28 protein-coding genes are annotated in these 26,683 nt (G+C 60.9%); 17 read left to right on the forward strand and 11 right to left on the reverse strand.

The window, feature by feature from the left end; all coding sequences use genetic code 11:
- Positions 1-268: 268 nt before the first annotated feature.
- From EPN96_07265 to ybgF, 10 genes are all read right to left on the reverse strand, one after another.
- Positions 269-646, reverse strand: a complete 378-nt coding sequence (locus tag EPN96_07265; protein ID TAL16970.1) for a YraN family protein — start codon at positions 644-646, stop codon at positions 269-271.
- Entirely contained in the window at positions 643-1,290 is a 648-nt protein-coding gene (locus EPN96_07270) for a ribonuclease HII (protein ID TAL16971.1), read from the reverse strand. Before EPN96_07270 ends, EPN96_07265 begins: the two co-directional genes overlap by 4 nt.
- Before the next feature lie 4 nt (positions 1,291-1,294).
- On the reverse strand, positions 1,295-1,642 hold the full coding sequence (locus tag EPN96_07275) for a 50S ribosomal protein L19 (protein TAL16972.1): 348 nt from the start codon (positions 1,640-1,642) through the stop codon (positions 1,295-1,297).
- Between the two features lie 106 nt (positions 1,643-1,748).
- Positions 1,749-2,309, reverse strand: a complete 561-nt coding sequence (locus EPN96_07280) for an RNA methyltransferase (GenBank protein TAL16973.1) — start codon at positions 2,307-2,309, stop codon at positions 1,749-1,751.
- Complete coding sequence (trmD, locus tag EPN96_07285; GenBank protein ID TAL16974.1) at positions 2,306-3,040, reverse strand: tRNA (guanosine(37)-N1)-methyltransferase TrmD; 735 nt, start codon at positions 3,038-3,040, stop codon at positions 2,306-2,308. The genes EPN96_07280 and trmD overlap by 4 nt, the downstream gene beginning before the upstream one ends.
- On the reverse strand, positions 3,037-3,603 hold the full coding sequence (rimM, locus tag EPN96_07290) for a 16S rRNA processing protein RimM (protein ID TAL16975.1): 567 nt from the start codon (positions 3,601-3,603) through the stop codon (positions 3,037-3,039). The genes trmD and rimM overlap by 4 nt, the downstream gene beginning before the upstream one ends.
- The gene (locus tag EPN96_07295; GenBank protein TAL16976.1) at positions 3,575-3,835 is read right to left on the reverse strand and encodes a 30S ribosomal protein S16; all 261 of its coding nucleotides are present in this window, start codon (positions 3,833-3,835) and stop codon (positions 3,575-3,577) included. Before EPN96_07295 ends, rimM begins: the two co-directional genes overlap by 29 nt.
- A 212-nt stretch (positions 3,836-4,047) precedes the next feature.
- Positions 4,048-5,433: a signal recognition particle protein gene (locus EPN96_07300; GenBank protein TAL16977.1), complete on the reverse strand. Its 1,386-nt coding sequence runs from the start codon at positions 5,431-5,433 to the stop codon at positions 4,048-4,050.
- Between the two features lie 205 nt (positions 5,434-5,638).
- A complete protein-coding gene (locus tag EPN96_07305) occupies positions 5,639-6,739 on the reverse strand; it encodes a LysM domain-containing protein (protein ID TAL16978.1) in 1,101 nt (366 codons plus the stop codon).
- Between the two features lie 15 nt (positions 6,740-6,754).
- Positions 6,755-7,648 carry a tol-pal system protein YbgF gene (gene ybgF, locus EPN96_07310; protein TAL16979.1) on the reverse strand — a complete coding sequence of 298 codons (894 nt, stop codon included), beginning with the start codon at positions 7,646-7,648 and terminating at the stop codon, positions 6,755-6,757.
- Between the two features lie 142 nt (positions 7,649-7,790).
- Here ybgF and EPN96_07315 point away from each other — a divergent pair, with 142 nt between their 5' ends.
- The 5 genes from EPN96_07315 (at position 7,791) to EPN96_07335 (ending at position 11,717) form a co-directional block, all read left to right on the forward strand.
- A complete protein-coding gene (locus EPN96_07315; protein TAL16980.1) occupies positions 7,791-8,051 on the forward strand; it encodes a DUF4911 domain-containing protein in 261 nt (86 codons plus the stop codon).
- Entirely contained in the window at positions 8,045-9,427 is a 1,383-nt protein-coding gene (locus EPN96_07320) for a TldD/PmbA family protein (GenBank protein ID TAL16981.1), read from the forward strand. Before EPN96_07315 ends, EPN96_07320 begins: the two co-directional genes overlap by 7 nt.
- Positions 9,412-9,705: an acylphosphatase gene (locus EPN96_07325; protein ID TAL16982.1), complete on the forward strand. Its 294-nt coding sequence runs from the start codon at positions 9,412-9,414 to the stop codon at positions 9,703-9,705. Before EPN96_07320 ends, EPN96_07325 begins: the two co-directional genes overlap by 16 nt.
- Positions 9,702-11,042, forward strand: a complete 1,341-nt coding sequence (locus tag EPN96_07330) for a cobyrinate a,c-diamide synthase (protein TAL16983.1) — start codon at positions 9,702-9,704, stop codon at positions 11,040-11,042. The genes EPN96_07325 and EPN96_07330 overlap by 4 nt, the downstream gene beginning before the upstream one ends.
- Before the next feature lie 177 nt (positions 11,043-11,219).
- Complete coding sequence (locus EPN96_07335; protein TAL16984.1) at positions 11,220-11,717, forward strand: PH domain-containing protein; 498 nt, start codon at positions 11,220-11,222, stop codon at positions 11,715-11,717.
- A gap of 245 nt (positions 11,718-11,962) precedes the next feature.
- Here EPN96_07335 and EPN96_07340 read toward each other — a convergent pair whose 3' ends face one another.
- Entirely contained in the window at positions 11,963-13,015 is a 1,053-nt protein-coding gene (locus tag EPN96_07340) for a sensor domain-containing diguanylate cyclase (GenBank protein TAL16985.1), read from the reverse strand.
- A gap of 115 nt (positions 13,016-13,130) precedes the next feature.
- On the opposite strand from EPN96_07340, the gene EPN96_07345 reads away from it, so the two are divergent.
- From EPN96_07345 to murG, 12 genes are all read left to right on the forward strand, one after another.
- Positions 13,131-13,805: a DUF3426 domain-containing protein gene (locus EPN96_07345; protein TAL17021.1), complete on the forward strand. Its 675-nt coding sequence runs from the start codon at positions 13,131-13,133 to the stop codon at positions 13,803-13,805.
- 15 nt (positions 13,806-13,820) lie between these two features.
- Positions 13,821-15,110 (forward strand): DUF21 domain-containing protein, encoded by a 1,290-nt coding sequence (locus tag EPN96_07350; protein ID TAL16986.1) that lies wholly within the window; start codon positions 13,821-13,823, stop codon positions 15,108-15,110.
- A 249-nt stretch (positions 15,111-15,359) separates the two neighbouring features.
- Positions 15,360-15,800 (forward strand): division/cell wall cluster transcriptional repressor MraZ, encoded by a 441-nt coding sequence (gene mraZ / locus EPN96_07355; protein TAL16987.1) that lies wholly within the window; start codon positions 15,360-15,362, stop codon positions 15,798-15,800.
- The gene (gene rsmH / locus EPN96_07360) at positions 15,790-16,776 is read left to right on the forward strand and encodes a 16S rRNA (cytosine(1402)-N(4))-methyltransferase RsmH (GenBank protein TAL16988.1); all 987 of its coding nucleotides are present in this window, start codon (positions 15,790-15,792) and stop codon (positions 16,774-16,776) included. The genes mraZ and rsmH overlap by 11 nt, the downstream gene beginning before the upstream one ends.
- A 10-nt stretch (positions 16,777-16,786) precedes the next feature.
- The gene (locus EPN96_07365) at positions 16,787-17,128 is read left to right on the forward strand and encodes a hypothetical protein (protein TAL16989.1); all 342 of its coding nucleotides are present in this window, start codon (positions 16,787-16,789) and stop codon (positions 17,126-17,128) included.
- Entirely contained in the window at positions 17,121-19,115 is a 1,995-nt protein-coding gene (locus EPN96_07370; GenBank protein ID TAL16990.1) for a hypothetical protein, read from the forward strand. Before EPN96_07365 ends, EPN96_07370 begins: the two co-directional genes overlap by 8 nt.
- A 43-nt stretch (positions 19,116-19,158) precedes the next feature.
- The gene (locus EPN96_07375; protein TAL16991.1) at positions 19,159-20,655 is read left to right on the forward strand and encodes a UDP-N-acetylmuramoyl-L-alanyl-D-glutamate--2,6-diaminopimelate ligase; all 1,497 of its coding nucleotides are present in this window, start codon (positions 19,159-19,161) and stop codon (positions 20,653-20,655) included.
- The gene (locus tag EPN96_07380) at positions 20,652-22,034 is read left to right on the forward strand and encodes a UDP-N-acetylmuramoyl-tripeptide--D-alanyl-D-alanine ligase (GenBank protein TAL16992.1); all 1,383 of its coding nucleotides are present in this window, start codon (positions 20,652-20,654) and stop codon (positions 22,032-22,034) included. Before EPN96_07375 ends, EPN96_07380 begins: the two co-directional genes overlap by 4 nt.
- A 9-nt stretch (positions 22,035-22,043) precedes the next feature.
- Entirely contained in the window at positions 22,044-23,123 is a 1,080-nt protein-coding gene (locus tag EPN96_07385) for a phospho-N-acetylmuramoyl-pentapeptide-transferase (protein TAL16993.1), read from the forward strand.
- Positions 23,120-24,499, forward strand: coding sequence for a UDP-N-acetylmuramoyl-L-alanine--D-glutamate ligase (gene murD / locus EPN96_07390; GenBank protein ID TAL16994.1), 1,380 nt, complete (start codon positions 23,120-23,122; stop codon positions 24,497-24,499). The genes EPN96_07385 and murD overlap by 4 nt, the downstream gene beginning before the upstream one ends.
- Complete coding sequence (gene ftsW, locus EPN96_07395; protein TAL16995.1) at positions 24,480-25,607, forward strand: putative lipid II flippase FtsW; 1,128 nt, start codon at positions 24,480-24,482, stop codon at positions 25,605-25,607. The genes murD and ftsW overlap by 20 nt, the downstream gene beginning before the upstream one ends.
- Positions 25,604-26,683 (forward strand): undecaprenyldiphospho-muramoylpentapeptide beta-N-acetylglucosaminyltransferase, encoded by a 1,080-nt coding sequence (gene murG / locus EPN96_07400; protein ID TAL16996.1) that lies wholly within the window; start codon positions 25,604-25,606, stop codon positions 26,681-26,683. The genes ftsW and murG overlap by 4 nt, the downstream gene beginning before the upstream one ends.

Here is a 26,683-nt window from a genome sequence, read left to right on the forward strand (position 1 = left end):
TTGCAGGCAGACGCAAGAATTTACCGGCGCGGCTTTTATGTTCCCGGCGAGGAATCCCGTAGCGGACGGGGTGAATACATTCCGGCAAACTATTTCGGCGCCCCGCCTTCGCTAATGCTACGGCGCGGCAAGGCGCATTTACCGGCGCGGCTTTCCGTTCACGGCGAGGAATCCCGCAGCGAGAGGGCGAGGCAGTAGCAGCGCTACGGCGAGCCCTTGAGCGAGGACATGACGACGTCGGGGGCGGAAAGGATGCGCCGGGAGTTGCTCAACCCCAGGCGGAAGCAGGGCGAAAAGCATCCCGTATGAGTTCCAGCCGGGGAGGAACCGAGTCAAGCGCCACTCCCACAACGTCGAACCTTATGCAGACGTCTTCGAGTTTTTTTGAGGCGAGGAAGAGACGCGCCGCGTGCTCGATCCGCGCCACCTTGCGGAAGTTCACGGCCTCGAAGGGGGTGCCGAGTGAGGAGTCGCCCCGCGCCTTTACCTCTACGAAAACAAGGGTCTTCCCGTCGATGGCGATTATGTCTATCTCCCCTCCTTTGCAGCGCCAGTTGCGCTCCACGATTTTAAATCCGTTTTTTTCGAGGAACCCGGCGGCGAGGTTCTCGCCCCTGTCTCCCGAAGTTTTGCCGCCCGCCTTCACAGCAGCTCCAGCTGAACGGGCCAGGGGGTGTCCCTGAGGTATTCCCTGACGCCTTTGAAGGTTCTGCGATGTATGGGCGAGGGGCCGAGGGTTTTCAGGGCCTCCCTGTGCTCGGCGGTGGCGTAGCCCATGTGCTGCTCGAAGCCGTAGCCGGGGTACTCCCGGGCGTAGACCTCCGCCATGAGCCTGTCGCGGTGCACCTTGGCCAGTATCGAGGCCGCCGCGACGGAGGCGGAAAGGGAGTCGCCCTTTATGAGGGTCTTTTGCGGCAGGTCCGAGCCTACCCGGTGAATGCCGTCCACCAAAATGAAATCGGGCGGTCTCCCGAGTTGGGAGATCGCCCTTTCCATTGCAAGCAACGATGCGCGAAGAATGTTCAGCGCGTCTATCTCTTCGGGCCCGGCCAAGCCGATACCCCAAGCTATGGCGCTGTCCATGATGAGGGGTTCGAGCCTCTCCCGCTCCTCTTTGACGAGGCGCTTGGAATCGTCTATCCCCTTGGGCACTCTTCCGGGGTCGAGCACGACCGCCGAGGCCACCACCGGCCCCGCGAGCGGCCCCCTGCCGGCCTCATCGACTCCACAGAGGAGGGGGTACCCCTTGCGGCGTATCGCCTCGTCCCGTGCTTTGAGGCCCCGGGCCATGACTTTACGGCCTGCGAAGCTCCTTGAGGCGCGCGGCCTTGCCGCGAAGAATGCGCAGGTAGAAGAGCTTGGCCCTGCGGACGCGGTTGTGGTTGACAAGCTCGACCTTCTCGATGAGTGGGCTATGCAGCGGGAAAATACGCTCCACGCCGACGCCGAAGCTTATCTTGCGAACGGTGATAGCGGCGCGCACGCCTCCGCGCTTCTGGCCGATCATAACGCCCTCGAAGATCTGGGTGCGCACCTTTTCGCCTTCACGGATGCGGTAGTGAACGCGCACCTTGTCGCCTGAGCGAAGGCTCGGCGCATCCATGCGCATCTGGCCAAGTTCTATACGTTCAATCGGGTTCATGCTGCAACTCCTCTGGGCGGCTGTAGTCCGCAAAAGCGGCCATTTCTCACCCGAAGCGGTTATATAACCGTTTTTATATTAAAAGTCCATGCGCCGTTCGGCGCTTTCATCCAAAAAGCCTGTCCACCGTTATCGAAGCGGCGCTGCGCACCGAAAGGTGGTTGTACCCCGATGGTGTTCCTATCGGCTCCAGCACGAGGTCGCAACCCTCGAAAACCTCGGGAGCCAGACCCGACGCGGTGCCGAAGAGCACGATAAGCGGCCGTCCGCTCTTGGCCTGCCTCTCTTTCGCTTCCGCGAAGGAGACAACCGGCTTTCCCACGTCTCTGGCGCTGGTGGCGATTACCAGCGGCGGCTCGCCGCACCGCTTTTTTACCTCCGCGACGGCCTCCTCGAAGGTGGGCGCGAAGGTTATGCATTCGAGGGCGTGCTTGCGGTCGGCGTTGAACTCTCCGCCCTTTCCCTCTACCCAGTGGCCGAGCAGCCTCTTTATAAGCTCTACCTGCTGGGGAAGGTTCGTCTGGACAAGCACCCCGCCGAGGCCGTAGGTGCGGGCCAGTCTGGCGAAATCGTGCATGTCGAGCGTGGTTATCGCGCTCGTGATGATCCGCCCCTCCCTGTCAACGGTGGGGTGGTGCATTAAAAGGAGAAAAACGTTCTCCCTCACTCGGGCTTCGCCTCTCCGGCGCTTTTCACCGCTTCAAGCTCCACCTCGGTCAGCTTCGCCTCCGCCAGGAGATCGGGCCGCTTTTTCGCGGTCCGAAGAACCGACTGAAGCCTTCTCCAGCGGGAAATCCTTTCATGGTTGCCGGAAAGCAGAACCTCCGGAACCTCCATCCCCCGAAACTCTCGCGGTCTCGTGTAGTGGGGGTATTCGAGGAGCCCCTGCGAAAGGCTCTCCTCCTCGGTGGAGGCCATATCCCCCAACACTCCGGGCACGTAGCGCGAAACCGCCTCCAGTACCGCCAGCGCCGCGCTCTCGCCGCCCATGAGGACGAAATCCCCGAGGGAAAGCTCCTCGTCGGCGAAGGAACGTATCCTCTCGTCGAACCCCTCGTAGCGGCCGCACAGGAAGGTCACCGAGCCCTGGGAGGCGAACTCGCGCGCCTTTTTCTGGCTCATGAGCGACCCCTGCGGCGTCAGGAGAACAACCTTCGCGCCGGGATCGGTTTTTCTCGCATCCTCTATGGCGCGCACCGCCGGTCCCGCCATCATCACCATCCCCGCGCCTCCCCCGAAGGGGTAGTCGTCGGTGGAGCGGTGTTTGCCTTCGCCGTAGGGGCGAAGGTCAACGAGGCTGACCTTTACGAGCCCCCCCTCCACGGCCTTTCCGAGGAGACCGGAGGAAAGAGGACTTTCAAAGAACTCGGGGAAAAGGGTGATGACCGTGAACTTCACGGCCCAAGCCCCTCGGGCACCTTTACCCGGATAATCCCGGCGCCCAAATCCATGTCGATTACGAATTCGCCCAACACCGGCAACAGCCAGGTCCGGCCGCCGCTGCGGATGAAGAGCATGTCGTAATCCCCCCAGGGTTTCACGTCGGCGACCTCTCCCAGTTCCCGGCCGCTCTCGTCGTCGACGACGGCCATTCCCTCGAGGTCAGCGTAATAGTACTCACCCTCGCCCAGAGGAGGCATCTCGCTTCTGGGTACGTAGAGGGTCTTGCCGGTAAGGCGCGCCGCGCTGTCCCTGTCGCCCGTCCCCGCGACCCTAAGGAGCAGGAACTTGTCGGCCTCACGCCAGCCTTCTATCTCCACCGGGACGACCTTGTCGCCCTTGTCGATGAAAAAGCGGCTGTACCCGTGAAGACCCTTCGGGAGATTCCCCATCGTGTCGAGGCGAACCTCGCCCAAAACGCCGTGCGGACGGCCGAATCTTCCCGCGGCGACCAGCTTCTCGCCGGAAGGGCCGCCAAGGCTGGCGCGCGGATTATTCGGCCGCGGCTTCTTTGTAGACACCCGCCTTCTTCAGAAGACTGTGAACCGTAGCGGAAGGAACGGCGCCGTTCGCTATCCAGTGCTTGATCCTCTCGCCTTCGACCAGGATGGTGGCCGGTTCGGTGAGGGGATTGTAGGTTCCCACGATTTCAAGGAATCTTCCGTCGCGCGGGGCCTCGGACTGGGCTACCACTATACGGTAGAAGGGGCGTTTCTTCGCGCCGTGACGGGCGAGCCTGATCTTTACTGCCATTTCTATTCTCCCTTGGACATCAACCTGGCCCGGGCTTTGCCGGGCAGAGTTTTATTTTATGCGACTTATGAGGCTATTTAAAAACGTCGTGAGAGCCCCGTTTTCAAGGAGCCGCGCAGCGAAAGGGCGAGACAGTAGCAGCGCTACGGCGAGTCCCTCCGCGAGCACGCGACATAGAAAACGAGGGTCGCAACAGTTTTTGAATAGCCTTACTATTTCATCGGGAAGGGGAGTTTACCCAGCCCCTTACCCAGCCCCTTACCCAGCCCCTTACCCAGCAATTTCGCCATCTTTCCGCCGCCCTTCAGGAGTCCGCCCATCTTCTTCATCATGTTCTGGGCTTCCCGGAAGCGGTTCAAAAGGCGGTTCACGTCCTCGACGCGGGTTCCGCTCCCATTGGCGATTCTCCTCTTGCGGCTCGGGTTTATCGTGTCGGGCCGCTTTCTCTCGCCGGGGGTCATGCTGTTTATTATCGCGATGGTCTTCGTCAGGTCTTTTTCGTCGGCCTTGACGTTTCCCAGCGCCTTCCCCATGCCGGGGAGTTTTCCGAGAACCTCCTCCATTCCCCCCATCTTCTTGACCATGAGGAGCTGGTCGCGAAAATCCACGAGGGTGAAGGTGTTCTTTAAGAGCTTCTCTTCCATCGCGGCGACGTCGCCGGCTTCGATGACGCTGCCGGCCTTCTCTATGATGGAGAGCATGTCGCCCATCCCGAGGATGCGCGAGGCCATGCCGTCGGGGTGGAAGGGTTCGAGCGCCTGCGCCTTCTCTCCCACGCCGACGAATTTCACCGATTTCCCGGTTACGGCCCGTATCGAGAGGGCCGCGCCGCCCCTGGCGTCGCCGTCGAGCTTGGTCAGGACAACGCCGGTAACGCCCAGGGCCGCGTCGAACTCCCTGGCGACGTTTACGGCGTCCTGACCGGTCATCGCGTCGGCGACGAAGAGTATCTCCCGGGGGGAGAGCGCCGAGGAGAGGTTCTTTAGCTCCCCCATCAGCTCTTCGTCTATGTGCAGGCGTCCGGCGGTGTCCAGTATGACGGTGTCGTAGCCGCCCTGCTTCGCCGCCTCGAAAGCCTTTTTGGCTATCGCGACCGGGTTCTCGGCGGGGTTTGAATCGTAGACCGGTATGCTGAGGTCCGCGCCGACCTTCTTCAACTGCTGTATGGCCGCCGGACGGTATACGTCCACCGGGACCAGATACGGGTCGCGCTTTAGCTGCTTCTTTATGTAGAGCGCGAGCTTTCCGGCGGTGGTCGTCTTGCCGGAGCCCTGCAGCCCCACCAGCATTATCACTACGGGAGGAGCGGCCCTAAGGTCGAGGGGCTCGTGGCCCTCGCCCATGATCCGCACCATCTCTTCCCGGACGATCTTCACAACCGTCTGGCCGGGGGTCAGGCTTCTCGCGACCTCCTGGCCGAGGGAACGCCCTTTCACGCTCCCGACGAAATCCTTGACTACCTTATAGTTGACGTCCGCTTCCAGCAGCGCCATGCGGACTTCGCGCATGGCGGCTTCGACGTCCGCCTCATTTAACTTCCCGCGGCCCCTTAGGGTTTTGAAAACCGAGGAAAGCTTGTCTGAAAGGCTTTCAAACATGCTTAGTGTCCCGTGCGGCTGGCCGCTTCCGATATGGACGCCGTTTCATCCCGAAACGCTTTTGCGCGGGCCGGACAGGGCGAATCAACGTCCATGCCGCCTAAGCCCTAACCGCACGCGACACTGATCCCTGAGCGCACCCTTACATTCGGCGGCCCCGTGTTCCGCGGAAAACGCGAAATATAGGAGAAGGGTTTCTATTCTGTCAAGGGGAATCGGAAACCGCCGCGAAGCGCTGACCGGCCACTATCGTGTAGCGGCTCTTGATCACGTAGACGGTAGAGGAGTTCTCCTCGGCGGAAACCACCACCCCCACGGCGATGGGCTTGTCGGTTTCAACCACCATACCCTCCGCTCCGGCTCCCGTGGACTGGAAGGGTATCGCTATGAGGTTTCCCCTTTGAATGCCCTGCGCCGTCCCCTTGTCGAGGAAGATGATGTCGTCCGAGCCGAACATTGTTATGTCCTCCTCGCCGGCGAGAACGACGCCTTCTATCGCGGAACTGGCTTTAGCGGGTGTAATCTCGGCCGGGAAATCGCGGAGGGCCATTACGCCGCACCCCGGAGTCACCGCGTCGTTTGAGAAGATAATACGCACCTTGGCGACGCCGTCTTCCACATTCAGCACCTCGGCGGCGCCAAGCATCTTTACCTGATAGCCGCGGGAGAGATTGTCGGCGGGGTGGAATACTTCTCTGGTATCGTCGATTATAGCGAGCATATCGCCCGCGGCGATCTTGTCCTGGGCCACAGGGTCGACGAACACCTCCTCTTTTTCCACGAAGGCGTCCTTTTCAAGTATCGGCCTTATCGTTCCCAGCCTCTCGGCCTTTTTGGGGCTGATGTAATCGAGTATCCGGCCGCTCTTCAAGGAAAACTGGTCAGGGGAGGAGGCAAAATCCCTCGTTCCCTTTATGGCGGGTTTCTTTGCGCCGTTCTTCGCGGCCTCGCCCGCATCCTTTCCGGCTTCCTGATCCTTCGGCGTCTCAACGGGGGTCTGGGCTACCGGCTCGGGAGGCGGAGGCGGCGTGAGCACTTCCACCGGAAGGCGGATATCCTCGACCGTGGCCGTTTCCTCGGGCTTTTTTCCTTCGAGGTAGATCGGATCGCCCGGCTCAATCCAGTGAGGGTTGTGGATCTGGGGATTTTTCGACCACAGTACGGGCCATTTGGGAGGGGAACTGAAAAACTTCCCCGAAATGCCCCACAGGGTATCTCCCCTGTTGACCTTATACGGTTCGTCCGCCAGCGCGGGCGAAGTTACGCCAAGGGCAAAAACAGCGGCCAGAATCCATCCGTTTTTCACGGCAACCTCCTTGGTTTACGGAGTCTTGAGCTTCAGTTTGGCTCGGCGGGCGCCCTCGCTCTGGGGGTACTCGCTTACGGTCCTGCGGTAAAAAGCGGCCGCCTTGTCAGGCTGCCCCAGCTTCTCATAGCTCTCGCCCATCATGTAACAGGCGTCGGCAGCCCTGGCCTTGTTGGCGAAACGCTCAAGAAGACGGGCGAATTCGACTACCGCCTGCTCGTACTCGCCCTGTGAAAAATAACTTTCGCCGATCCAGTACTGGGCGTCGTCGGCGTAATCGTGATCGGGGTACTTCTGCAGGAATTCTTCAAAATCCAGTATGGCCTTCGCGTACTTTCCGTTGCGGTAACCGGCGAAGGCGGTCGAGTAAAGGGCGGAAGGCTCGTCAGGCGGCGCAGGCGCTACCGGCGGCGCGGGAGGGGGAGAAACCTTCGCCGCCCCGTCCTTCGCGTCCTTCACCTCCGGTTTAGGAGCTTCCACTGCCGCCCTTGGGGCGGGAGCGGGCAATTCCATCTCGACCGGGCTCTTTTCCTCCGCCTTATCTGCCTTAACGGAAAAGGGCGCGGGAGGGGGTTCAACGGCTTTCGGCGCGGGAGCTTCCGGGGCCGGAGCGGATTTTGTCTCGGCCCTGGAGGTTTTCTCGGCCTTCGAGAGCCTCTCCTTCAGATCGACCATCTCGCGTGAAAGCTCGTCCATTCTCATGGAAAGCTTTTGCGACGCGGCGCCGAGCTCTTCTATCTTTCTGTCGGCCAGATCCTGCCTGGCGACAGTTTCAGTGTTCGCGCACCCCGCGAGGAGCGTGAGCGCGAAAAACAGAAGACAGAGTCGGGTCATCGAATTCTCCGTGGTCATTTTCGGGCGGACTCTTCCAACATGCTCTTTTTCATCCAATTCAAGATAACATACCATTTCACCTTTTTGAATCAAGAAAACCAAAGACGAAAAAGGACCTTTCCGAAAATGTACGTCTTGTAGTGATTTGTAAGCTGTGCTAATCAAATCCAACAGTACTTAACGGTCTGAATTCTCATAAACTGCAATTTGGGAAGAAATGAACCTTACCGATAAAGACATAACCGCCAAAGCCCCTTCCGAGATATGGGTTTTGTGCAGGGTTCCCCGCGAGGAGATATTCTTCCTGCGCTACATACTCGACGCCTACGACGGCCTCGCCGTCTCGACGACCCTTCCCGGCGGCGAGGGGCTGGTTCGGATTTACACCGAGATGAGCAGGAAAGAAGAGCTGGACAAACTCCTGGAAGCCCTCGGGGAGGAGTTTTCCGTAGAGATAGCCGACCGGGGGATATGGTGAACGGCGAACCGATGGAAACGGCCGCGCTGGCTGTCAAAAATCTCGCCGGAGGGGCGCTTCTGGCGGACCTCTTCCGGGAAAGCTCTACGGGCGGCTACGTAACGGTCGAGGACAGAAAGGTCGAGGAGGCGGGAACCTTCGTCTCCTGCGGAGCCGGTCTGCGCGCCGTGTTCAGGGACCGCGTTCTCTTCTCCCACGCTTCAAACCCCTCAAGCGCCGCCATTCTCAAGCTTTCGCGGGAACTTTCCGGCGGGAAAAAGGCGGGGGGGATAAAGTGGCGGGAGCCGGTAATCGCAAATCCCTCCTCCGGCGAAAATATTTTTCAGCCGTCCCTCCGGGAGAAGGCGAAACTGTGCCTCAGAGCGGAAAAAACGGCCAGAGGTTTCGACAGGAGGGTCAGACAGGTCAGGGTCTCCTGCCGCGACTTCGTCAGAGAGGTACTGCTCGCGCGGGAAGACGGCCTCATCGTCATCGAATCCCAGAAGGGTATATATTTTTCAGTCTTCGTCGTCGCGACCGGGGGGAAAGTCACCCAGACCGGCTACGAAGCGGTGGGCCAAAGCTCCGGCTGGGAGATCTTCGACACCGTTAACCCCGAGGAGATCGCTCTTACGGCGGCGAAGAGGGCCGTGAGGATGCTGGGGGCGAGGAAAGCCCCGGCGGGAGCCATGCCTGTGGTCCTCTCCTCCTCGGCGGGGGGCACGATGATCCACGAGGCGGTGGGCCACGGCCTCGAAGGCGATCTCGTAGGCGAGGGCTACTCCGCCTACGAAGGAAAGATCGGAAAGCTGGTGGCCTCGCCGCTGATAACCGTCATGGACGACCCCACCCTTTCGGGCAAGCGCGGTTCCTATATATATGACGACGAGGGAACCATCGCCTCGCCCACCCTGCTGGTGGAGCGCGGAGTGCTCAGGGGCTTCCTCCACTCCCGCCGGAGCGCCGCGAAAGAGGGCCATGCGCCTACCGGAAACGGCAGACGGGAATCCTTCGCCCATCCCCCGATTCCCCGCATGTCCAACACTTTCATCGCCCCCGGCCTCTCAGACCCCGGCGACATCCTCCGGTCCACGAAGAGCGGGCTTTACGTGACGAGGATGGGAGGCGGAGAGGTGAACACCCTCAGCGGCGACTTCGTCTTCGAGGTCTCGGAGGGGTTCATGATCGAGGACGGCGAAATCGGCGAGCCGGTGCGCGGCGCGACCCTCGCGGGCAACGGCCCGAGGGTTCTTCTGGAGATCGACATGGCCGGAAGCGATCTCGGCTTCGCGCCGGGCACCTGCGGCAAGGACGGGCAGGGAGTGCCCGTCGCCGACGCCCAGCCGACCCTGCGCATACCCGAGCTGGTCGTCGGCTCGGTATCGGAGGGGACGTGAAAAAATCGGTGCGCGTTCTCATCAGCGGCAGGGTGCAGGGGGTCTGGTTCCGCCAGTCCGCCGCCGACAGGGCCAACGAGCTGGGGCTCGCCGGGTGGGTGCGAAACCGCTACGCAGGCGAGGTCGAAGGGCTCTTCGAGGGTGAAGAAAATGCGCTCCAAAAGATGCTGGAGTGGTGCGAACGCGGCCCGCCGCGCGCCCGCGTTGACTTCGTCGAAAAATCCTTCGGCGAAGCACAGGGGCTTCGTCCGCCCGTCACGGTGAAAGAATCCGCATGAAAAGCGCCTTCGTCATAGCCGCCCCGCGCTCCGGCGCGGGAAAGACCACCGTCACCCTCTCGATAATGGCGGCCCTGAAGGCGAGGGGCCTTTTCGTGCAGCCCTTCAAGGCGGGGCCCGACTACATCGACACCGCCCACCACCGCTACGCCACGGGCGCGGTGAGCTACAACCTCGACACCTGGATGCTGCCGCCGGAGGCCAACCTGAGAATCTTCCGCAGGGAATCCGCCGGGGCCGAGGTTTCCGTCGTCGAAGGGGTGATGGGTCTCTTCGACGGCGTGGACGGGAGAAGGCCCGACGGCTCCACCGCCGACCTCGCCCGGCTCCTCGATCTTCCCATAGTGCTGGTGGTCGACGCCCGCTCGATGGCAAGAAGCGCGGCGGCGCTGGTGAAGGGGTTCGTCGAATTCGACAAGAACCTTCGCTTCGCGGGGATAATCTGGAACCGGGTGGGGACGAAGGGCCACCGGCGGATACTCGACGAGGCGCTGGAAGAGGCCGGGCTGCCCCAGGCGCTGGGGGCTTTCGGCAGGCACAACGAGATCGCCATCCCCCACCGCCACCTCGGGCTCGTCACCCCCGAGGACATGGAGCTTCTGCCCGGATTTTTCGACAACCTCGCCGCGATGGCCGAAGAGAGCGTCGAACTCGACAGGCTGCTCATAGCGACCAGAACCCAAATCCCTCCGGAGGCTGTTCCGGCCGGAAGCGCGAAGACAAAGACCGTCGCCGTCGCCCGCGACAGGGCCTTCTGCTTTTACTACGAGGAAAACCTCAAGATACTTGAGGGACTCGGTGCCAGGCTCGTCTTCTTCGCCCCCACCGACGGCGACGCCGTCCCCCCCGAGGCCGAGGCCCTCTACCTCGGCGGCGGCTACCCCGAGCTCCACGCCGACAAGATCAGCCGCAACGAAGGCTTTCTTAACCGCGTCCGCGACATGCACGCCAGAGGTCTTCCCATCTACGCCGAATGCGGCGGCTTCATGACCCTCTGCCGCGCGGTCGAAGACTGCTCGGGAACAAGGAGCGAAATGGCCGGAATCTTCCCCTCGACGGCGAAAATGGGGAAAGGCACCTTCAGCCTCGGCTACAGGGAGGTCGAGGGAACCCTCCTTTCGCCCGTGCCCGGCAAAAAGGCGAGGGGCCACGAATTTCACTACAGCACCATCGAGGAAATGGGCGGGACAATCGAACGGGCCTACAGGGTAAGAAATTCGAGGGGGGAAGAGCTGGCGGGGGAAGGTTATCTCACCGGAAAGACTCTCGGCGGCTACATACACCTCCATTTCGCGTCAAACCCGGCGTTCGCAGCGGCGATTTTTGGGTTGGAGTAACAAAGAACGTAGGGTGCGTTAGGCGGAGCCGTAACGCACCAAAAATTACCAAATAATAACTGCCAAAACAACAAATTGAGCGCGACAAAAAAATCCTGTACAATCGCACACAAATTAAATCAGTGCCAGCGCATCGGCTCGCAATCGCTGGGAATCGCTATGCTCCCAACGTACTAAATGGAGGGTATTTCTATGTGGGACATTGACACCAAGCATCTGCAATCAGATGAAATTATCGAATTCCAAGATAAACCTAGCGTTATGAGCTGTATTTTTTCATATGTATGGATTGGTTTAATGTTGTTGAGTTTTATAGCATTGTTATCGATGCAGAGTAAAGATGAAATGCGAGGTATGCCATTGGTATATTTAGTTTTGGCTTCACCTGCAATTTATATTGTTTTTTCAAGATTATCGACTAGGTACGCATTGACAAATAGGGGTTTATTGACTAGAACCGGCATAATCACGACCAGTGTAAAATCAGTTCCATTCAAGTTTGTCACTTCTACCGAAATAAAGGAAACAATTATTGGCAAGATTTTCAATTACGCTAGTGTAATTATTGATACTGCCGGAAGCGGCAAGAGCATTGAGGTAGATTGGAAGTATTTGCGGTCTGCACACAGAGTGAAGAAGTTAATCGACGGCAAAATATCTGCACAAATAGCATAAAGTTGTGTAGGGTGCGTTAGGCGAAGCCGTAACGCACCAATGAATAATCTTAAATAAGAATGGTGCGTTACGCCGCTTCGCGGCTAACACACCCTACGTTGGGACTAACGGCCTTTTAATACGGCTTTGGATTTTGTTCGCCGGGCGAGGAGCCCGCAGGGAGCGCGACGAAGACAGTAGCGTGCCTACGGCGAGGAGCGCGACCGAGTAGCGACGAAGTCCCGCGGCAAAAGCCGAAGCCGTCCTCAAGCTTCGCAGACCATATCGCGACCACATTCTTTTGCCCGATACATCGCGTCGTCCGCCTTCTGCAGTATCCGTATCTTTGAATCCCCGTCTCTGGGGAAGGCCGAGACCCCGAAGGAGGCGGTCAATTTCATGGAGTGGCCGTGCTCGGTCAGAAATTCCTGATTCTTTATGATTTCCCGCAGATTCCCGGCTACCTTCATCGCCCCTTCTATGGAGGTGTTCGGCAAAACCACCACGAACTCGTCGCCGCCGTACCTCGCAGCCATATCCGCTTTTCGTATGTTTCGCTTTATGAGCTGCCCTATCTCGGTGAGCAGCCTGCTGCCGACGAGGTGGCCGAAGGTGTCGTTCACCCTCTTGAAAAAATCCATGTCCAGAAAGACCACCGCCAGATTCATCCTGTAGCGTCTGGCCCTTTCCAGTTCGTAATCAAGAAAATCGTGCAGGTAGCCCGCGTTGAAGAGCCCGGTCAGCTCGTCGACGATGACGAGGTGCTGTATCCTCGAATAGCTTTTGGCGCCGTCGATGGCTACGGCGGTGAGGTTGGCGACGGCCTTGAGGGCCATCAATGTGGTCTCGTCTTCAAGAAGCCTGCAGTTTTTGTCCCCAAGCTCCATTACGCCTATCACCCTGTTTTTGAACTTGAGGGGCAGGCAAAGGAAGGAGTAGCCGTAAAGCTCCGAGGATTCGGGGATGAGGCTGCCGAAGCGCAGGTCTTTTTTCAGGCTTTTTACGAACATGGGCTCGGCGTGCATCGCCGTCCACCCGGCCACGCCCTCGCCGAGGTTGATTTTCTTCTGGGAGAGCAGGGGCGCGCCGGGACCGGCGACGTAGTGGTAGACGAGGCCGTCCGAACCGGTATCCGGAAGAAGAAGGGCGCGGTGGGAGGCGGGACACAGAACCCCGATTCTGTGAACCACCAGCTGGAGGACTTCGCCCAGGTCCAGAGTAGAGGTCAAAGCCCTTCCGATGTCCGTGAGAACATCAAGTATCTGGCTCGAACTATCCTCGACTTTGTGAAGAAGGGTGTCGCTCTTGGCCTGGATCATATCGCTCCGGGTATCCCTATTTTTACGAAAGCGAGACTCGCACTTGATATTTCCGCTCCCGTAAGCATATTATTACATAAAAGTTCACAAGATTCTAAATTTTATAAGGATCGCCATGCGCGTCGCTTGCCTGGATTGTGAAACTCGCTTCGACATCCCCGAAGATAAAATCGACCCCGGCGGGCAAAAAGTTGAGTGCTGCCGTTGCGGCCTCGTCTTCGGCATACGCCCTCTGAAGGAGATGGTAATTCCCCCGGAGGCCGGGGCCGTGTCGGGGAGAAGGTTCGGGGCTGTTTTCTACGTCCTTTTGCTGCTGCTTTTGGGGCTCGCCGCTCTTGTGATTGTAAAACCTTCTTACTTGAAGGTTATAACGCCTTCGGGTTTTGCCAAGTTCACCTCCTCCTTTGCCGGAAAAGCCGGCCTCGCGACGCTGGGCGTGCCCAACGGCGCCTACTTCACAAGGCCCGACGGCAAGACGCTCTTCATAATATCGGGTTTCGTCACCAATAATTCCTCCAAGCCGCTGAGCTGCCCCAAAATCAGCGCCGTCGCGCTCGGCGAAGGCAACACCACCCTCGCTACAGCGACGACCTGGTGCGGCAACCTTCTGGATTCCGGAAAACTCGAAGAGATGGACCCGAAATCCATCGTCGCCGAACTGGAAAAACCGCAGGGCGACCTTTACATTGAGCCCGGGGGCAAAGCGCCCTTCCTGGCCGTAATCCCGAACCCGCCCAAGGGAATCGAACAGTTCGAGGTAAAGGTCCTTACGCCGGGCGAAGCAAACTGACGGTACATTCAACATATGGATAGTCCCCCATCCGGCCTCGATCCGGTAACGCTGGGCATTATCCTGGTCTTACTGATCCTGGTCTCCGCCTTCTTCGCGAGCGCCGAGACGGCCCTTCTCAGCTTCGACTGGCTGCGCCTGCGCTTTCTGGCTAAAAAAGGCGACCCCCGGGCCAAAACCCTCAAGCGCCTCCTCTCGAAAAAAGAACAGCTCATCGGGACCATCCTCGTCGGCAACAACATAGTCAACATCGCCGCCTCCTCCATAGCCACGGCGCTCGCCATAGAATTTTTCGGCGACAGCGGCATCGCCATCGCCACCGGCGGAATGACGCTGTTTCTGCTCATCTTCGGAGAGATCTCACCGAAGACCTTCGCCAGCCGCCACGTCGAAAAGGTGGGGCTCTCCGTGGCGGGAACCCTCTCCATCATCACCAGGCTCCTCTGGCCGGTGGTCATACTCATCACCGCGCTTTCCGACGGTTTTCTGCGGCTCTTCGGCGGCCACGTCGATATGACGGTCCGGCGAAAGCTTTCCGAGGAGGAGGTCCGCACCCTCATAGCCGAGGAATCCGACGCCTCGATACCGGTCGCCAAGCGCATGATGCTCCACGGAATCTTCCAGATATCGCGCCACAGCGTAAAAGAGGTGATGGTTCCCAGAACAAGGGTCGTCGCCCTCGACATCGCGACCCCTCTTTTGGAGGCGGCGGAAAAGTTCGTCTCCAGCGGCCTTACGCGCATGCCGGTCTTCGGCGACAGCCTCGACAGGATAATAGGCGTGGTTCACGCCAGGGACGTGCTGGCTCTCATGACGAAGGAGGCTCCCCAGCCCCTCAATTCAGTCCTGCGGGAAACCTTTTTCGTCCCCGAGTCGATGACCCTCGAAACCCTTCTCTTCCAGTTCCAGTCAAAGCACACCCATATCGCGATGGTAGTGGACGAATACGGAAGCTTCGAGGGGATAGTGACCCTGGAGGATGTGCTGGAGGAGATCGTCGGCGAGATACGCGACGAGCACGACATCGAGGGCGACGCGATCCGCTTTTTGCCCGGAGGCGACGCCTTCGTGAGGGGAACCGTAACTATCCGCGACGTCAACAAAACCCTCGGAATGCGCCTCCCGACGAACGTAGACACCACCCTCGCGGGTTTCATGATGACCAGGCTGGGCCACATACCCAACAAGGGCGAATCCTTCACCTTCGACAAGGCCCGCTTCAGCGTCGAGCGTATAAGCGGCCGCCGCATCGTGCTCATAAGGGTTTCCCCTTTAGTTCCCCCCGACACCGCCAAAGAAGAGTGACGAACCGGGGCGATCCGGCTTTACCTCCCCTTTCCTCCATAAAAACAGTTTCTCCGCTTTTAACGCACCGCTCCGGCTGCCCTCGCCGCTCCTTTAACGCCCCCGTTTTTCCGCCTCATATTCTTTTGCGCCGGTGGGATTTTTTCGCCTTCTGTGGCTTGACACCCCCGGAAACCGGCTGTAATATCCCCAACTGTGGGGCAAAGTGTCATATTGTGGGATTGAGTGGGGGCGAGTAGAGGGAAAAAGATGTTCCGGGGCACCTTCAAACACACAGTGGACGGCAAGGGAAGGCTCAGCATACCGGCCAAATACCGGGAACTGCTGGAGTCAAGGCACGAGCTCCCCCTTTACGTCACGCTTCAGGAGGGACATCTTGTCGCTTTCCCCGCCGACGAGTGGCGCGTGCTGGAAGCCAAGTTCAACTCGGTATCTCTCTTCGACAACCGCCTGCGCGAACTCCAGCGCCACATCTTCGCCAAGGCGGAGGAGTGCGTTCCGGACAAGGCCGGACGCATCCTCGTACCGCCGACGCTACGAGAAAAGGCCGGGCTCGAAGGCAACGTCCTCATCTGCGGGATGATGACCAGTTTCGAGATATGGAATCCCGAACGCTACGAGAGCGCCTACGATAGCTTCCTCGCAAATCCGCAGGAGTCCTTCGAGGCGGCTCAAAAACATGGAATCTAGGCCGTTTCCGGGCGCAGGCGAAAGGCGTCCGGAAGGCGGCGAAGAATTTTACCACCTGCCGGTTCTGAAGAAAGAAGCGGTCGAAAGCCTCATTACCGACAGGGAGGGCGTCTACGTGGACGGGACTCTCGGCGGCGGGGGGCACGCGAGAGCTATTCTCGAAGCGCTTGGGCCCGGGGGCAGGCTCATCGGCATCGACCGCGACCCGGAGGCGCTCGAAGAGTGCAGAAAACGCCTTTCGGGCTTCGGGTCAAGATTCACCACGGTGCAGGGGAACCATTCGCGCGCGAAAGAATTGCTTTCGGGACTCGGCATCGAAGGGGTCAACGGGATACTGCTGGATCTGGGCGTCTCCTCTCGGCAGCTTGACGAAGGCGAAAGAGGCTTCAGTTTCATGAGGCCCGGCCCCCTCGACATGAGGATGGGCCCCGACGCCGCCTTAAGCGCCCGGGAGCTTGTAAACGAATCCTCCGAGGAGGAGCTCGCAAAAATCTTCCGCGACTACGGCGAGGAGAGACACGCGAAGCGGGCGGCGAGAGCCATAGCGGCGGCCAGGGCGGAAAGCCCCATAACGACCACCGCCGAGTTGGCCTCGATAATCGAAAAAGCCCTCGGCCGCCGGAGCGAAAAGCATCCGGCGACGAAGATATTTCAGGGACTTCGCATAGCGGTGAACCGCGAGCTGGAGGGGCTGGCTTCCTTTCTCGAAAGCGTTCCCTCCCTGCTTCTGCCGGGTGGACGGGTGGCGATAATTTCCTACCACTCGCTCGAAGACAGGATGGTCAAGCAGGCCCTGCGCGAGTTCGAGCCGCACTGCATATGCCCCGAGAGATCGCCGGTCTGCGGGTGCAAGGAGCCCGGCGTGATGAAAGTTCTGACCCGCAAGGCGATCAAACCCTCCGAGGAGGAGATACGAATAAACTCCAGGGCGCGGAGCGCCCGTCTCCGAGTGGCCGAAAAGATACGGCCCTCTTGAGGAACAGGTCATGGAAAGCAAAATGAGCACTGCGCAGACAAGGCGGGCGGCAAGCGCGCCTATTGAAGTTTCCATTTCCCTTGACTCGGTAAAAAAAGCGCTGCCGATGATTGCGCCGGCCCTGGCCCTTATCCTCTCCTTTCTCGCCCTCGTGGGGTTTCGGATGGAGGCGATGCGCCTTTCCACCATGCTCTCGGGCCTGAACACGGCGCACCAGAATCTCGGCGAAGAGGTCAACAAATTAAAGACTGAACTCGGCTACCGCATACGCCCCGACCAGCTCGAGGCGAGGGCGGCGATGATGGGGCTCGTGCGCCCCGAGATGGAAGAGAAAATAATTCTGGATGAATAAGCGAAGGGAAGGGGCTCCGGTTTTCAGGGCGAGAATCGTCGTCCTCGGGCTCTTTTTGTTTACGCTCTTCGGAACAGCCGCCTTTTTCGCGATAAAACTCCATCTCTTCCCCCGCAAGGACCTCGTGACGCTGGCTGCAAGACAGCACAACCGCACCGTCAAAATCCCTGCGGAGCGCGGGGAAATTCTGGACCGCAACTACCAGCCCCTCGCGAAAACGGTGCAGGGCTACAACGTTTGCGCGACCTCGGCGAGGGCCGCCGACGATCCCCTGAAATTCGCCACCGTATGCAACATACTGGGGCTCGACAGGCCCAAGACCCTGGAACTCGTCACGAAGAGAAACAAGGCGGCTACGCAGCTCAAGACGAAGATCACCCCGGCCGAGGCTGACCAGATCCGCGCCGTGGATTCCGATTTCATCACCGTGGACGTACAGCCTACCCGCTATTACCCCAAGGGGGACCTTGCCGGACAGATTATCGGCGCAGTGCGGGACGGCGACAAACCCATAGGGGGCATCGAGTACAAATACGACGACGTGCTAAAGGGCAGGGATTTCGCCGTGCGGACAAAGCGCATCGGCGACACCAGAAACCTGCTCGAAAGCGTGCCGGATCTTGAGAAAGCCAAGGGCTCTTCGGTCGTCCTCACCATCGACGAGGAGATACAGCACGTAGCGCAGAGCGAGCTGGACAAGACGGTCGAAAAATATCAGGCCAAGGGCGGGAACGCGATCGTAATGGACGTGGCCACGGGCGAGATTCTCGCAATGGCGCAGGCGCCCGCCCTCAACCCGAATCAGTACTCGAAGGCGCCTCTGGAGCAGAGGGTCATTCAGGCGGTGACCAACGTCTACGAGCCCGGCTCGACGATGAAGGGCATCTTCCTCTCCGTCTATCTGGACGAAAAGGGCCACTCGATCACCGACTCGGTCTACTGCGAGGGCGGAAAGTGGAGGGTGTACGACTACACGATCCACGATCACGGCGGACATGGAACCCTTACGGTGCCGGAGGTGCTGGAGGTCTCCAGCAATATCGGCGTGGGCAAGCTCTCGCAGAGGATTTCCCGCGCCCAGTTCTACGAGGGGCTAAAGCGCTTCGGCCTGGGAACGCCGACGGGAGTCGACCTTTCCGCCGAATCGAGGGGGATACTGCACGCCCCCGAGAAGTGGTCGGGCATGACGAGCATCAACATGGCCTTCGGCCAAGGCGTTTCCGTCACCCCGCTCCAGCTTTTGACCGCCTATGCGGCGATAGCGAACGGCGGGGTCAGAATGAAGCCCCGGATCGTCAGGGAGATACTGGACGTCGAGGGAAAAGCGGTGCGGACCTTCGAGCCGGAACCGGCCGGGACCGCGATTTCAGCCAAAACCGCCCAGACCATCTCTTCCATGCTCGAAAGGGTCGTCTACGGGGACCGTGGCACAGGCAAGCTCGCAAAGGTTCCCGGGTACAGGGTAGCGGGCAAGACCGGCACCGCGTGGCAGACCGATCCGGCCACCGGAAGGTATGACAAACGGAGGGTCGTAGCCAGTTTTATCGGCTTCGCTCCGAGCCGGAACCCGAAGATAGCCGTTCTGGTCACCATCGACCGCCCCGACACGCGGCTTGGCGAATACGGCGGCACCCTCGCGGCTCCGGTCTTCAGTTCCATCTGCCGCCAGGCGCTGCCCACGCTTGGGGCGAAGCCCGATCTGGAGGAAAAGGAAGAGGAGAAACCCGCTCCGAAAGTGGCGAAGAAAACGATGGAAGACGCCCCGGAGGAGCCGCCGGAGTACCCCGCCGAAAACCTCACCTCGGGAGCGATGCCCGATCTCGCGGGGCTCCCCATGCGCGAGGCGCTTCGCCGTCTGGAACAGTCCGGCGTGCCGGTCGCGCTGGAGATAAAGGGATTCGGATTTTTACAGCGCCAGACGCCCCCTCCGGGAGAATCTCTTCTCCCGGAGACGGTGTGCGTTCTGGAATTTATCGACGCCATCTGATGAAGCCCATAGCCGCCGGAAAAACCGGCAGAAGCAAAAAACGTTGAGACTCTCGGTCATAGCAGCCCAGTTGCCGGGCGTAATTAAAGGTCCCGCCTCCGACCCGGAGGTAACGGGAGTGGTCTGCGACTCGCGGCAGGTCCGGGGAGGCTCTTTGTTCGCGGCCATAAGCGGCGAGAAGACCGACGGCCACAACTTCCTCGAAAACGCGGCGAAGCTCGGCGCGGTAGCCTGCATCGTGGAGCGGGAGGACGCAGACACCTTCGGGATGGCGCGGATACTTGTGGAAGACGCCGAGGAAGCTCTCGGCTGGGCCGCTTCGGCCTTTTTCGGCCACCCTTCGCGCTCCCTGACCCTCGTCGGCATCACCGGGACCAACGGCAAGACCACCACGGCCCACCTGATCCAGCAGATTTTGAGGGAAGCGGGCATCAGTGCGGGCAGAATGGGCACGGTGGGCAACTCCTACCCCTCCGGCGCGGAGGAGGACTCCCCCCTGACCACCCCGGACGCCCCGGCCCTTCAGGCGATTCTGGCCCGGATGGTCCGGGAGGGGGCTCAGGCGGTGGTGGCCGAGATAAGCTCCCACGCCCTGATGCGAAAGCGTACGGCGGGGTGCTCCTTCGCCTGCACCGTCTTCACTAATCTCACGCAGGACCATCTGGATTTTCACGGCTCGATGGAGGAATACTTCCAGGCCAAGAAGATGCTTTTCACCGATTACCCGCGCCTCGTGGAGGCGGTGGTCAACGTGGACGACCCCTGGGGCAGGATGCTCGCCTCGGAGCTCGGCGGCCACGTCGTGACCTTCGGGCTGGAGAGCGGCGACATACGATTCGAGGCCTCCCGCTACGACGCCGGAGGGATAACCGGGACGATCCTCTATCCGGGCGGCGAGGAGCCGATATCCCTGCCCCTCACCGGCTCCTTCAACGCCCAGAATTCGGCGGCGGCGCTGGGGGTGGCGTGGGCGCTCGGGCTGGACTTCAAAAAGGTGGTAAAGGCCCTTGAAAACGCGCCCCAGACTCCGGGGAGGCTTGAAAAGGTCGAAAACACCCTCGGCATAGGGGTCTACGTGGACTACGCCCACACCCCCGACGCCCTCTCAAGAGTGCTGGAATCCGTCCGGCCTCTTACCCGCGGGCGGCTTTTCTGCGTCTTCGGCTGCGGAGGAGACCGCGACAGGACCAAGCGGCCCCTGATGGCGAAAGCCGCCGCCGAGTGGGCCGACGTACTGGTCCTGACCGCCGACAACTCCCGCTCGGAGGAGACAAACCTGATCCTCGATTCCATCGAGGCCGGGATTCCGCCCGAGTGGCGAAAGGTTTCCGGCGGCCTCCTCTCGGGGTGCAGGGAGTACGCGCGCATCGAGGACAGGGAAGAGGCGATAGGGTGGGCGGTGAAGGCCGCAGCCCCCGGCGACATAGTCATAGTGGCCGGGAAGGGCCACGAGACCTATCAGATCTTCAGGGATCGGACCGACAGGTTCGACGACCGGGAAAAGGCTCTTAATTTTCTCGGCCAGAGGGGCGGGCTGTGAAATTCCTCCTCTCCGAGGCGCTCGCGGCCACCGGCGGCGCGCTGCTTCGAGGGGAAGGCGCGGACACTGTTTTTACCGGGGTCAGTACCGACACGCGAAAGGAGCTTGAGGGAACGCTTTTCGTGGCCCTTCCGGGAGAGCGCTTCGACGCGCACGACTTTCTGGACAAGGCGGTTTCGGGCGGAGCTTCCGGTCTTCTGGTCTCGAAAGACACCGGCTCAAAAGCCGCCGCCGTAATAAAGGTCCCCGACACCCTCGCCGCCCTCGGCTCTCTCGGGCGGATGGCGCGAAGGAAGGCGGGGTTCAGGCTGGCGGCGGTGACCGGAAGCTTCGGGAAGACGACGACAAAGGAGTTGGCCCTCAGGCTGCTTAGGGGAGCGGGCGTGAAGACGCTCGGCACGCCCGGCAACCTCAACAACCTCATCGGCCTTCCCCTGACTCTTCTGGGAGCCGTGGGGGACGAGAAGTTCGCGGTTGTCGAGCTCGGCATTTCGGTCCCGGAAGAGATGGAAAAGCTCGCCAATATCTGCGAGCCCGACGTAGCCCTCGTCACCGGCGTGGGCCCGGCCCATACCGAGGGGCTTGGCGACGTGGAGGGAGTTGCGCGGGAGAAGCTGGCCATCGCCGGAGGACTTAAAAGCGGCGGAACCCTGATTCTGCCCCACGGGGACCCGGCAATCGAAAAGGCCGCCGAAAAGCTACGGAAAGACATAAGGGTCGTGACCTTCGGCTGGGAAAAGGGGGCTGATTTCCGGGGCGAAGGGTATGAGTCGCTCGGGGAGAAAGGAAGTTCCTTCTACGTCGGCGGAAGAAAGATTTTTTTGCCCCTGCCGGGCAGGCACAACGCCACGAACGGACTCGCGGCGCTCGCTCTGGTCGCGGAACTTGGCGTTTCTCTTCCTCCGGGGGAGGAACCTTTCGGCAGGGAGGGAGCGGCTTCTCTGCGCGGCGAGATTGTCGCCGGACCGAGGGGCTCGAACCTTCTGGTGGACTGCTACAACGCCAACCCCGGAGCGGTAAGGGCGGCGCTCGACACTCTCGCCGACCTCGCCGGAGGCAGGAGAAAGATTCTGGTCCTCGGGGACATGCGGGAACTGGGAGCGCTGAGCGCAAAGGAACACGCCTCGATAGGCGGCTACGCCGTCGAAAAGGGCGTAAGCGAGATGTTCCTCCTCGGCCCGGAGACTGTTCACACCGCCGAGGCGGCGAGGAAGGCAGGGCTTCCCGCCGGAAAAATACACATGGCCGGGAGCGTTGAATCCCTGTCCGAAGAGCTTCCGGCCGTCCTCGGCAAGGGCGACTGGGTACTGATAAAGGGGAGCAGGGCGCACAAACTCGACCTCCTCCTCCTCGGCCTTTTGCGCAGCAAGCGGGATTAAGAAGGAAGCATGCTCTATAAACTCATTTTCCTTTTTCAGGATACCTTCGGGGCGATTAACGTCTTTCGTTACATCACCTTCCGTACGGTTCTGGGCATGCTCACCTCGCTCCTTATCTCCCTCCTTCTCGGGCCGAGGGTGATAGAGCTTCTGCGAAAACTGCACGTCGGCGACGTAAACCGCAAATACACGCCGCAAGAGCACAGCGCCACGAAGAAGGCCACCCCGACGATGGGCGGCGTGCTCATACTCTTCTCCCTCGCCGTAGCGGTAATAGCGTGGGGCGATCCCGGCCACCGGCAGATATGGACGGCGCTCTTCGTGACCCTGGGCTTCGGCGTCGTCGGTTTTCTTGACGATTACCTGAAAGTGAGCAAGAAAAATTCCGCCGGAGTCTCCGCGCGGGTGAAGATGCTCTCGATGATAGTCATAGCCGCGCTGGGCTGCGGCTTTCTTATGACCGAACCCGGCTTCAACACCCGGCTGGTCTTCCCCTTCCTCAAGAACGTGCAGCCCGATCTCGGCCTCTGGTATCTGCCCTTCGCCGTCTTCGTGGTCGTCGGCGCGGGCAACGCGGTGAACCTTACGGACGGGCTCGACGGCCTCGCGACCGGCCCGGTCATCATCTCCTCGATCACCTTCACCGTCTTTTGCTACGCGGCGGGCAACGCGAGGATAGCCGAATACCTCCAGATTCCCTTCGTCGCCGGGGCGGGCGACGTCGCAATCTTCACCGCGGCGATGGCGGGGGCGGCGCTGGGCTTTTTGTGGTTCAACGCCTACCCCGCGCAGGTCTTCATGGGCGACGTGGGAAGCCTCGCCCTTGGCGGCGCGCTGGGAATGGCGGCGGTGATAAGCAAATTCGAGATAGTTCTGGCGATAGTCGGTGGCGTCTTCGTGATGGAGGCGATGAGCGTAATAATCCAGGTCGGCTACTTCAAGAGGACCAAAAAACGCATCTTCCTCATGGCTCCCATCCACCACCATTTCGAGAAGAAGGGGTGGCACGAGCCCAAGATAACCGTGCGCTTCTGGATAATCTCCATAATCCTGGCCCTTATCGGCCTTGCGACACTGAAGATACGATGAAAAAAAGCGAACTTGAAAAACTGCGGGTGCTGGTCGCCGGAGGAGGTTCGAGCGGCAGGGGCGCCGCGCGCTTCCTGCTCGGGCGCGCCGGGGAGGTGATTCTCGCGGACGACAAGCCGAAGGAGTCGCTCGGCCCGGAGACTCTGGCGCTCGAAAGCGAAGGCGTCGTCATCACCGGCGGCGGGCTGGAGCGGGCGGGCAAGTGCTTCGGCCTTTGCGTGCTCAGCCCCGGCATAAGCCTCTACGACGCGAGGATTCAGGCGCTCGCACAGTCCGGAGTAGAGGTAATAAGCGAGGTAGAGCTGGCGTCCAGATACCTTTCCGCCCCGATAATCGGCATAACCGGGACCAACGGCAAGACCACTGTGACGAAGCTTCTCGGCCATATCCTCAAAAGCGCCGAAAAGCGCGTCTTCATCGGCGGAAACGTCGGCACCCCCCTCATCGAGGCGGTGGGCGGCGATTACGAGGTGATAGTGGCGGAGCTTTCGAGCTTCCAGCTCGAAGCCTGCCGTGAGTTTCACCCGGCGGTGTCGGTTTTCCTGAACCTGAAGGGCGACCACCTCGAACGCCACAAAGACCTTCGGGAGTATGGCGACGCCAAGGCGCGAATTTTCACGAACCAGACCGGAGCCGACGCCGCCGTGGTCAACCGGGACGACCCTCTGGTCTGGGAATACGCGAAAAGCTCCGGAGCGACGATTATCCCCTACTCGGTAAAGGGGCCGCTCGGCGTCGGAGGCTGGAAGGAGGGCGAGGAGGCCGTGATTCTGATGCCGGGAAACGACGGCGTCCGCCTGCCCCTCTCCTGCCTGAAACTCCGGGGCCTCCACAACGTCGAAAACGTCCTCGCCGCCGTCCTCGCCGCAGCGATAGCGGGGGTGGACCCCGTCGAAGCGTGGGAGAGCGCCTGTGAATTCAAGGGACTGCCCCACCGCATCGAGGAGTTCCTGAAATGGAGGGGAATCACCTTCATCGACGACTCCAAGGCCACGAACGTGGACGCCGTGGTGAGGGCGCTGGAGACGGTCAAGACCCCCCTGATCCTCCTTGTGGGGGGAATCGACAAGGGCTCGGACTACGCGCCGCTACGGGCGGGGCTCGCCGAAAAGGGAAAGAAGGTGATCATCGTCGGGCCCCACGGCCAGAGGATGGCGAAGGAACTGGAAGGGGCCGCGCCCATTGCTGCCGCCAAAGACTGGCCGGAAGCTGTTCGTATCGCGGTCGAGTCCGCAAGCGAGGGGGATACCGTTCTCCTCAGCCCCGCCGCCGCCAGCTTCGATTTTTTCACCGGTTACGCCCAGCGGGGCGAGGTCTTCCAGAAACTCTGCCTCGAAGAGACAAGGAGGCTGGGCGATGGCCAGGATGGAAATTAGTTCCGCCAGATTGCCCGACGTGACGGTAACCGCCGTGGTGGCGCTCCTGACGGTCATCGGCCTCGTCATGGCGTTTTCCACCTCGAAGCTGGTTTCAAGCGGCGACGAGGTGAAGATGGTGACCTCGCACTTCCAGAAGCAGCTGCTCTTCGCCGCGATTGGAATAGCCGCCTACTGGTTCGCCGCGGGGGTCGCCCCGGAGTCGCTGCGCAGGTATTCAATCCTCGGCCTTGTCCTGACCTCGGTGCTACTGGCGCTGGTCCTCTGGTCTCCCCTCGGAGTTATGGCCAACGGCGCTACGAGATGGCTCAAGATCGGCCCCCTGCCGCAGTTCCAGCCCTCGGAGCTGGCGAAGCTGGTGCTGGTCGTCTTCCTCGCCGACAGCCTCGCCCGGCGCGGGCCGGAGAAGATGAAGGATTTTCGCTTCGGCTTTCTGCCGAATCTGCTCATACCGGGGCTTCCCATCGCGCTTGTGGCCCTTGAAAAGGACCTCGGCACGGCGATAGTCATGGTCTCGATAATCTGCGGGATGGTCTTCATAGCGGGAGCGCGGCTAAAGCACCTCGCGGGGCTCATCCTTCTCGCCCTTCTGGGCATCGCAATCGAGATTATCCGCGAGCCCTACCGGGTGAGGCGTATTCTGGCCTTCATGAACCCCGAGGAGCACATGCTGGACAGCGCCTTCCAGCTTACCCAGTCCCAGCTCGCCTTCGCCTCCGGCGGACTTTGGGGCGCCGGGATAGGCTCCGGCCAGCAAAAGCTCTTCTACCTCCCCGAGGCCCACACCGACTTCGTCCTTTCGGTCTGGGGGGAGGAGACCGGGCTCATCGGCACGCTGGTGGTCATCGGGCTCTTCATGGCCCTCACCTGGCGCGGGATAACGATAGGAATCAGGCAGAAAGACCCTTACAGGCGCTTTCTGGCCGTGGGGATAACCGCGTGGCTGGCGATACAGGCCGCGATAAACGCGATGGTGGTGCTGGGAGCGGCCCCGACGAAGGGGCTTCCCCTGCCCTTCCTCTCCTACGGTGGAACCGGCCTCATCGTGACGCTGGCCGCCGCCGGGCTTCTCGCCGGGCTCGCTCGCCCGCTGGAGGAGCCGCTGTGAGACTCCTCATCGCCGGAGGCGGCACCGGAGGGCACCTCTACCCCGGAGTGGCGGTGGCCCAGGAGCTTTTGTCGCGTGAAGGCGGCCACGAAGTGCGTTTCGCGGGAAATTCCAGGGGGCTGGAGGCGAAGGTGCTTCCCTCGCTCGGCCTTTCCATGACACCAATACGCAGCGGCGGCCTCGTGGGGGTCGGAGCGCTCTCGAAGCTCAGGGGAGGCATAAGCACCGTAGCCGGATTCAAGGATTCGGCCGAACTGGTCGCCTCTTTTCGGCCTGACGCCTGCCTCGGGGTCGGCGGGTACGTCTCCTTCCCGGTCGTGGCCTACTGCGCGCTCAGGGGAATTCCCTCGGCGGTGCAGGAGCAGAACGCGGTGGCGGGAGTGACCAACAGGCTTCTGGGGAAGGTGGTCAAGCGCGTCTATCTGGGCGACCCCTCGGCGGCCAAGGATTTTCCCCCGAAGAAGATACTCTGGACCGGGAACCCGCTTCGGCAAAACTTTTCGGCCCCCTTCCCCTACTTCCCGCCAAGGGCGGGCGAGGAGTTCCGGGTGCTGGTGCTGGGCGGCAGTCAGGGCGCGGCGAGCCTCAACCGGATAGTTCCCGAGGCGCTCAGGAGCCTTTCCATACCCGTCTCGGTGGTTCACCAGTGCGGCAAGGGAAAGGAAGAGGGGGTCGCCGGAGCTTACGAGGGCGTAGCCGGGATTCACGTAATACCGTTCATCGACGAGATGGCCAAGGCTTACGCCTGGGCGCACCTCGTCATCGCGCGGGCGGGGGCGCTGACGCTGGCCGAGCTTGCCGCCGTCGGCCGACCGGCGATACTGATTCCCTTCCCCTTCGCCGCCGGAAACCATCAGGAGGCGAACGCCCTCTCGGCGCAGGAAAAGGGAGCGGCGATCTGCGTGACCGAAAAAGAGCTCGACGCGCCCAAGATAGCCGCGCTGGTGGAAGGGTTCTCCGTCGACTCCTCGATCCTCGAAAAGATGGCGGAGAGCGCCGCCCAAAGCGCCAAAAGACGCGCGGCGGCGGACATAGTGGACGACCTCTTGCGGCTCTCGGGCCGGGGAGACAGGTAA

The organism is bacterium, from assembly GCA_004322275.1.
Lineage (GTDB): Bacteria > Desulfobacterota > Deferrisomatia > Deferrisomatales > BM512 > SCTA01.

Coding starts and splice junctions, on each gene's coding strand:
- EPN96_07270 (TAL16971.1), bottom strand. CDS start 1,290: ATGGCCCGGGGCCTCAAAGCACGGGACGAGGCGATACGCCGCAAGGGG.
- EPN96_07275 (TAL16972.1), bottom strand. CDS start 1,642: ATGAACCCGATTGAACGTATAGAACTTGGCCAGATGCGCATGGATGCG.
- EPN96_07295 (TAL16976.1), bottom strand. CDS start 3,835: ATGGCAGTAAAGATCAGGCTCGCCCGTCACGGCGCGAAGAAACGCCCC.
- EPN96_07300 (TAL16977.1), bottom strand. CDS start 5,433: ATGTTTGAAAGCCTTTCAGACAAGCTTTCCTCGGTTTTCAAAACCCTA.
- ybgF (TAL16979.1), bottom strand. CDS start 7,648: ATGGTATGTTATCTTGAATTGGATGAAAAAGAGCATGTTGGAAGAGTC.
- EPN96_07315 (TAL16980.1), top strand. CDS start 7,791: ATGAACCTTACCGATAAAGACATAACCGCCAAAGCCCCTTCCGAGATA.
- EPN96_07320 (TAL16981.1), top strand. CDS start 8,045: ATGGTGAACGGCGAACCGATGGAAACGGCCGCGCTGGCTGTCAAAAAT.
- EPN96_07330 (TAL16983.1), top strand. CDS start 9,702: ATGAAAAGCGCCTTCGTCATAGCCGCCCCGCGCTCCGGCGCGGGAAAG.
- EPN96_07335 (TAL16984.1), top strand. CDS start 11,220: ATGGAGGGTATTTCTATGTGGGACATTGACACCAAGCATCTGCAATCA.
- EPN96_07340 (TAL16985.1), bottom strand. CDS start 13,015: ATGATCCAGGCCAAGAGCGACACCCTTCTTCACAAAGTCGAGGATAGT.
- EPN96_07345 (TAL17021.1), top strand. CDS start 13,131: ATGCGCGTCGCTTGCCTGGATTGTGAAACTCGCTTCGACATCCCCGAA.
- EPN96_07350 (TAL16986.1), top strand. CDS start 13,821: ATGGATAGTCCCCCATCCGGCCTCGATCCGGTAACGCTGGGCATTATC.
- mraZ (TAL16987.1), top strand. CDS start 15,360: ATGTTCCGGGGCACCTTCAAACACACAGTGGACGGCAAGGGAAGGCTC.
- rsmH (TAL16988.1), top strand. CDS start 15,790: ATGGAATCTAGGCCGTTTCCGGGCGCAGGCGAAAGGCGTCCGGAAGGC.
- EPN96_07365 (TAL16989.1), top strand. CDS start 16,787: ATGGAAAGCAAAATGAGCACTGCGCAGACAAGGCGGGCGGCAAGCGCG.
- EPN96_07370 (TAL16990.1), top strand. CDS start 17,121: ATGAATAAGCGAAGGGAAGGGGCTCCGGTTTTCAGGGCGAGAATCGTC.
- EPN96_07385 (TAL16993.1), top strand. CDS start 22,044: ATGCTCTATAAACTCATTTTCCTTTTTCAGGATACCTTCGGGGCGATT.
- murD (TAL16994.1), top strand. CDS start 23,120: ATGAAAAAAAGCGAACTTGAAAAACTGCGGGTGCTGGTCGCCGGAGGA.
- ftsW (TAL16995.1), top strand. CDS start 24,480: ATGGCCAGGATGGAAATTAGTTCCGCCAGATTGCCCGACGTGACGGTA.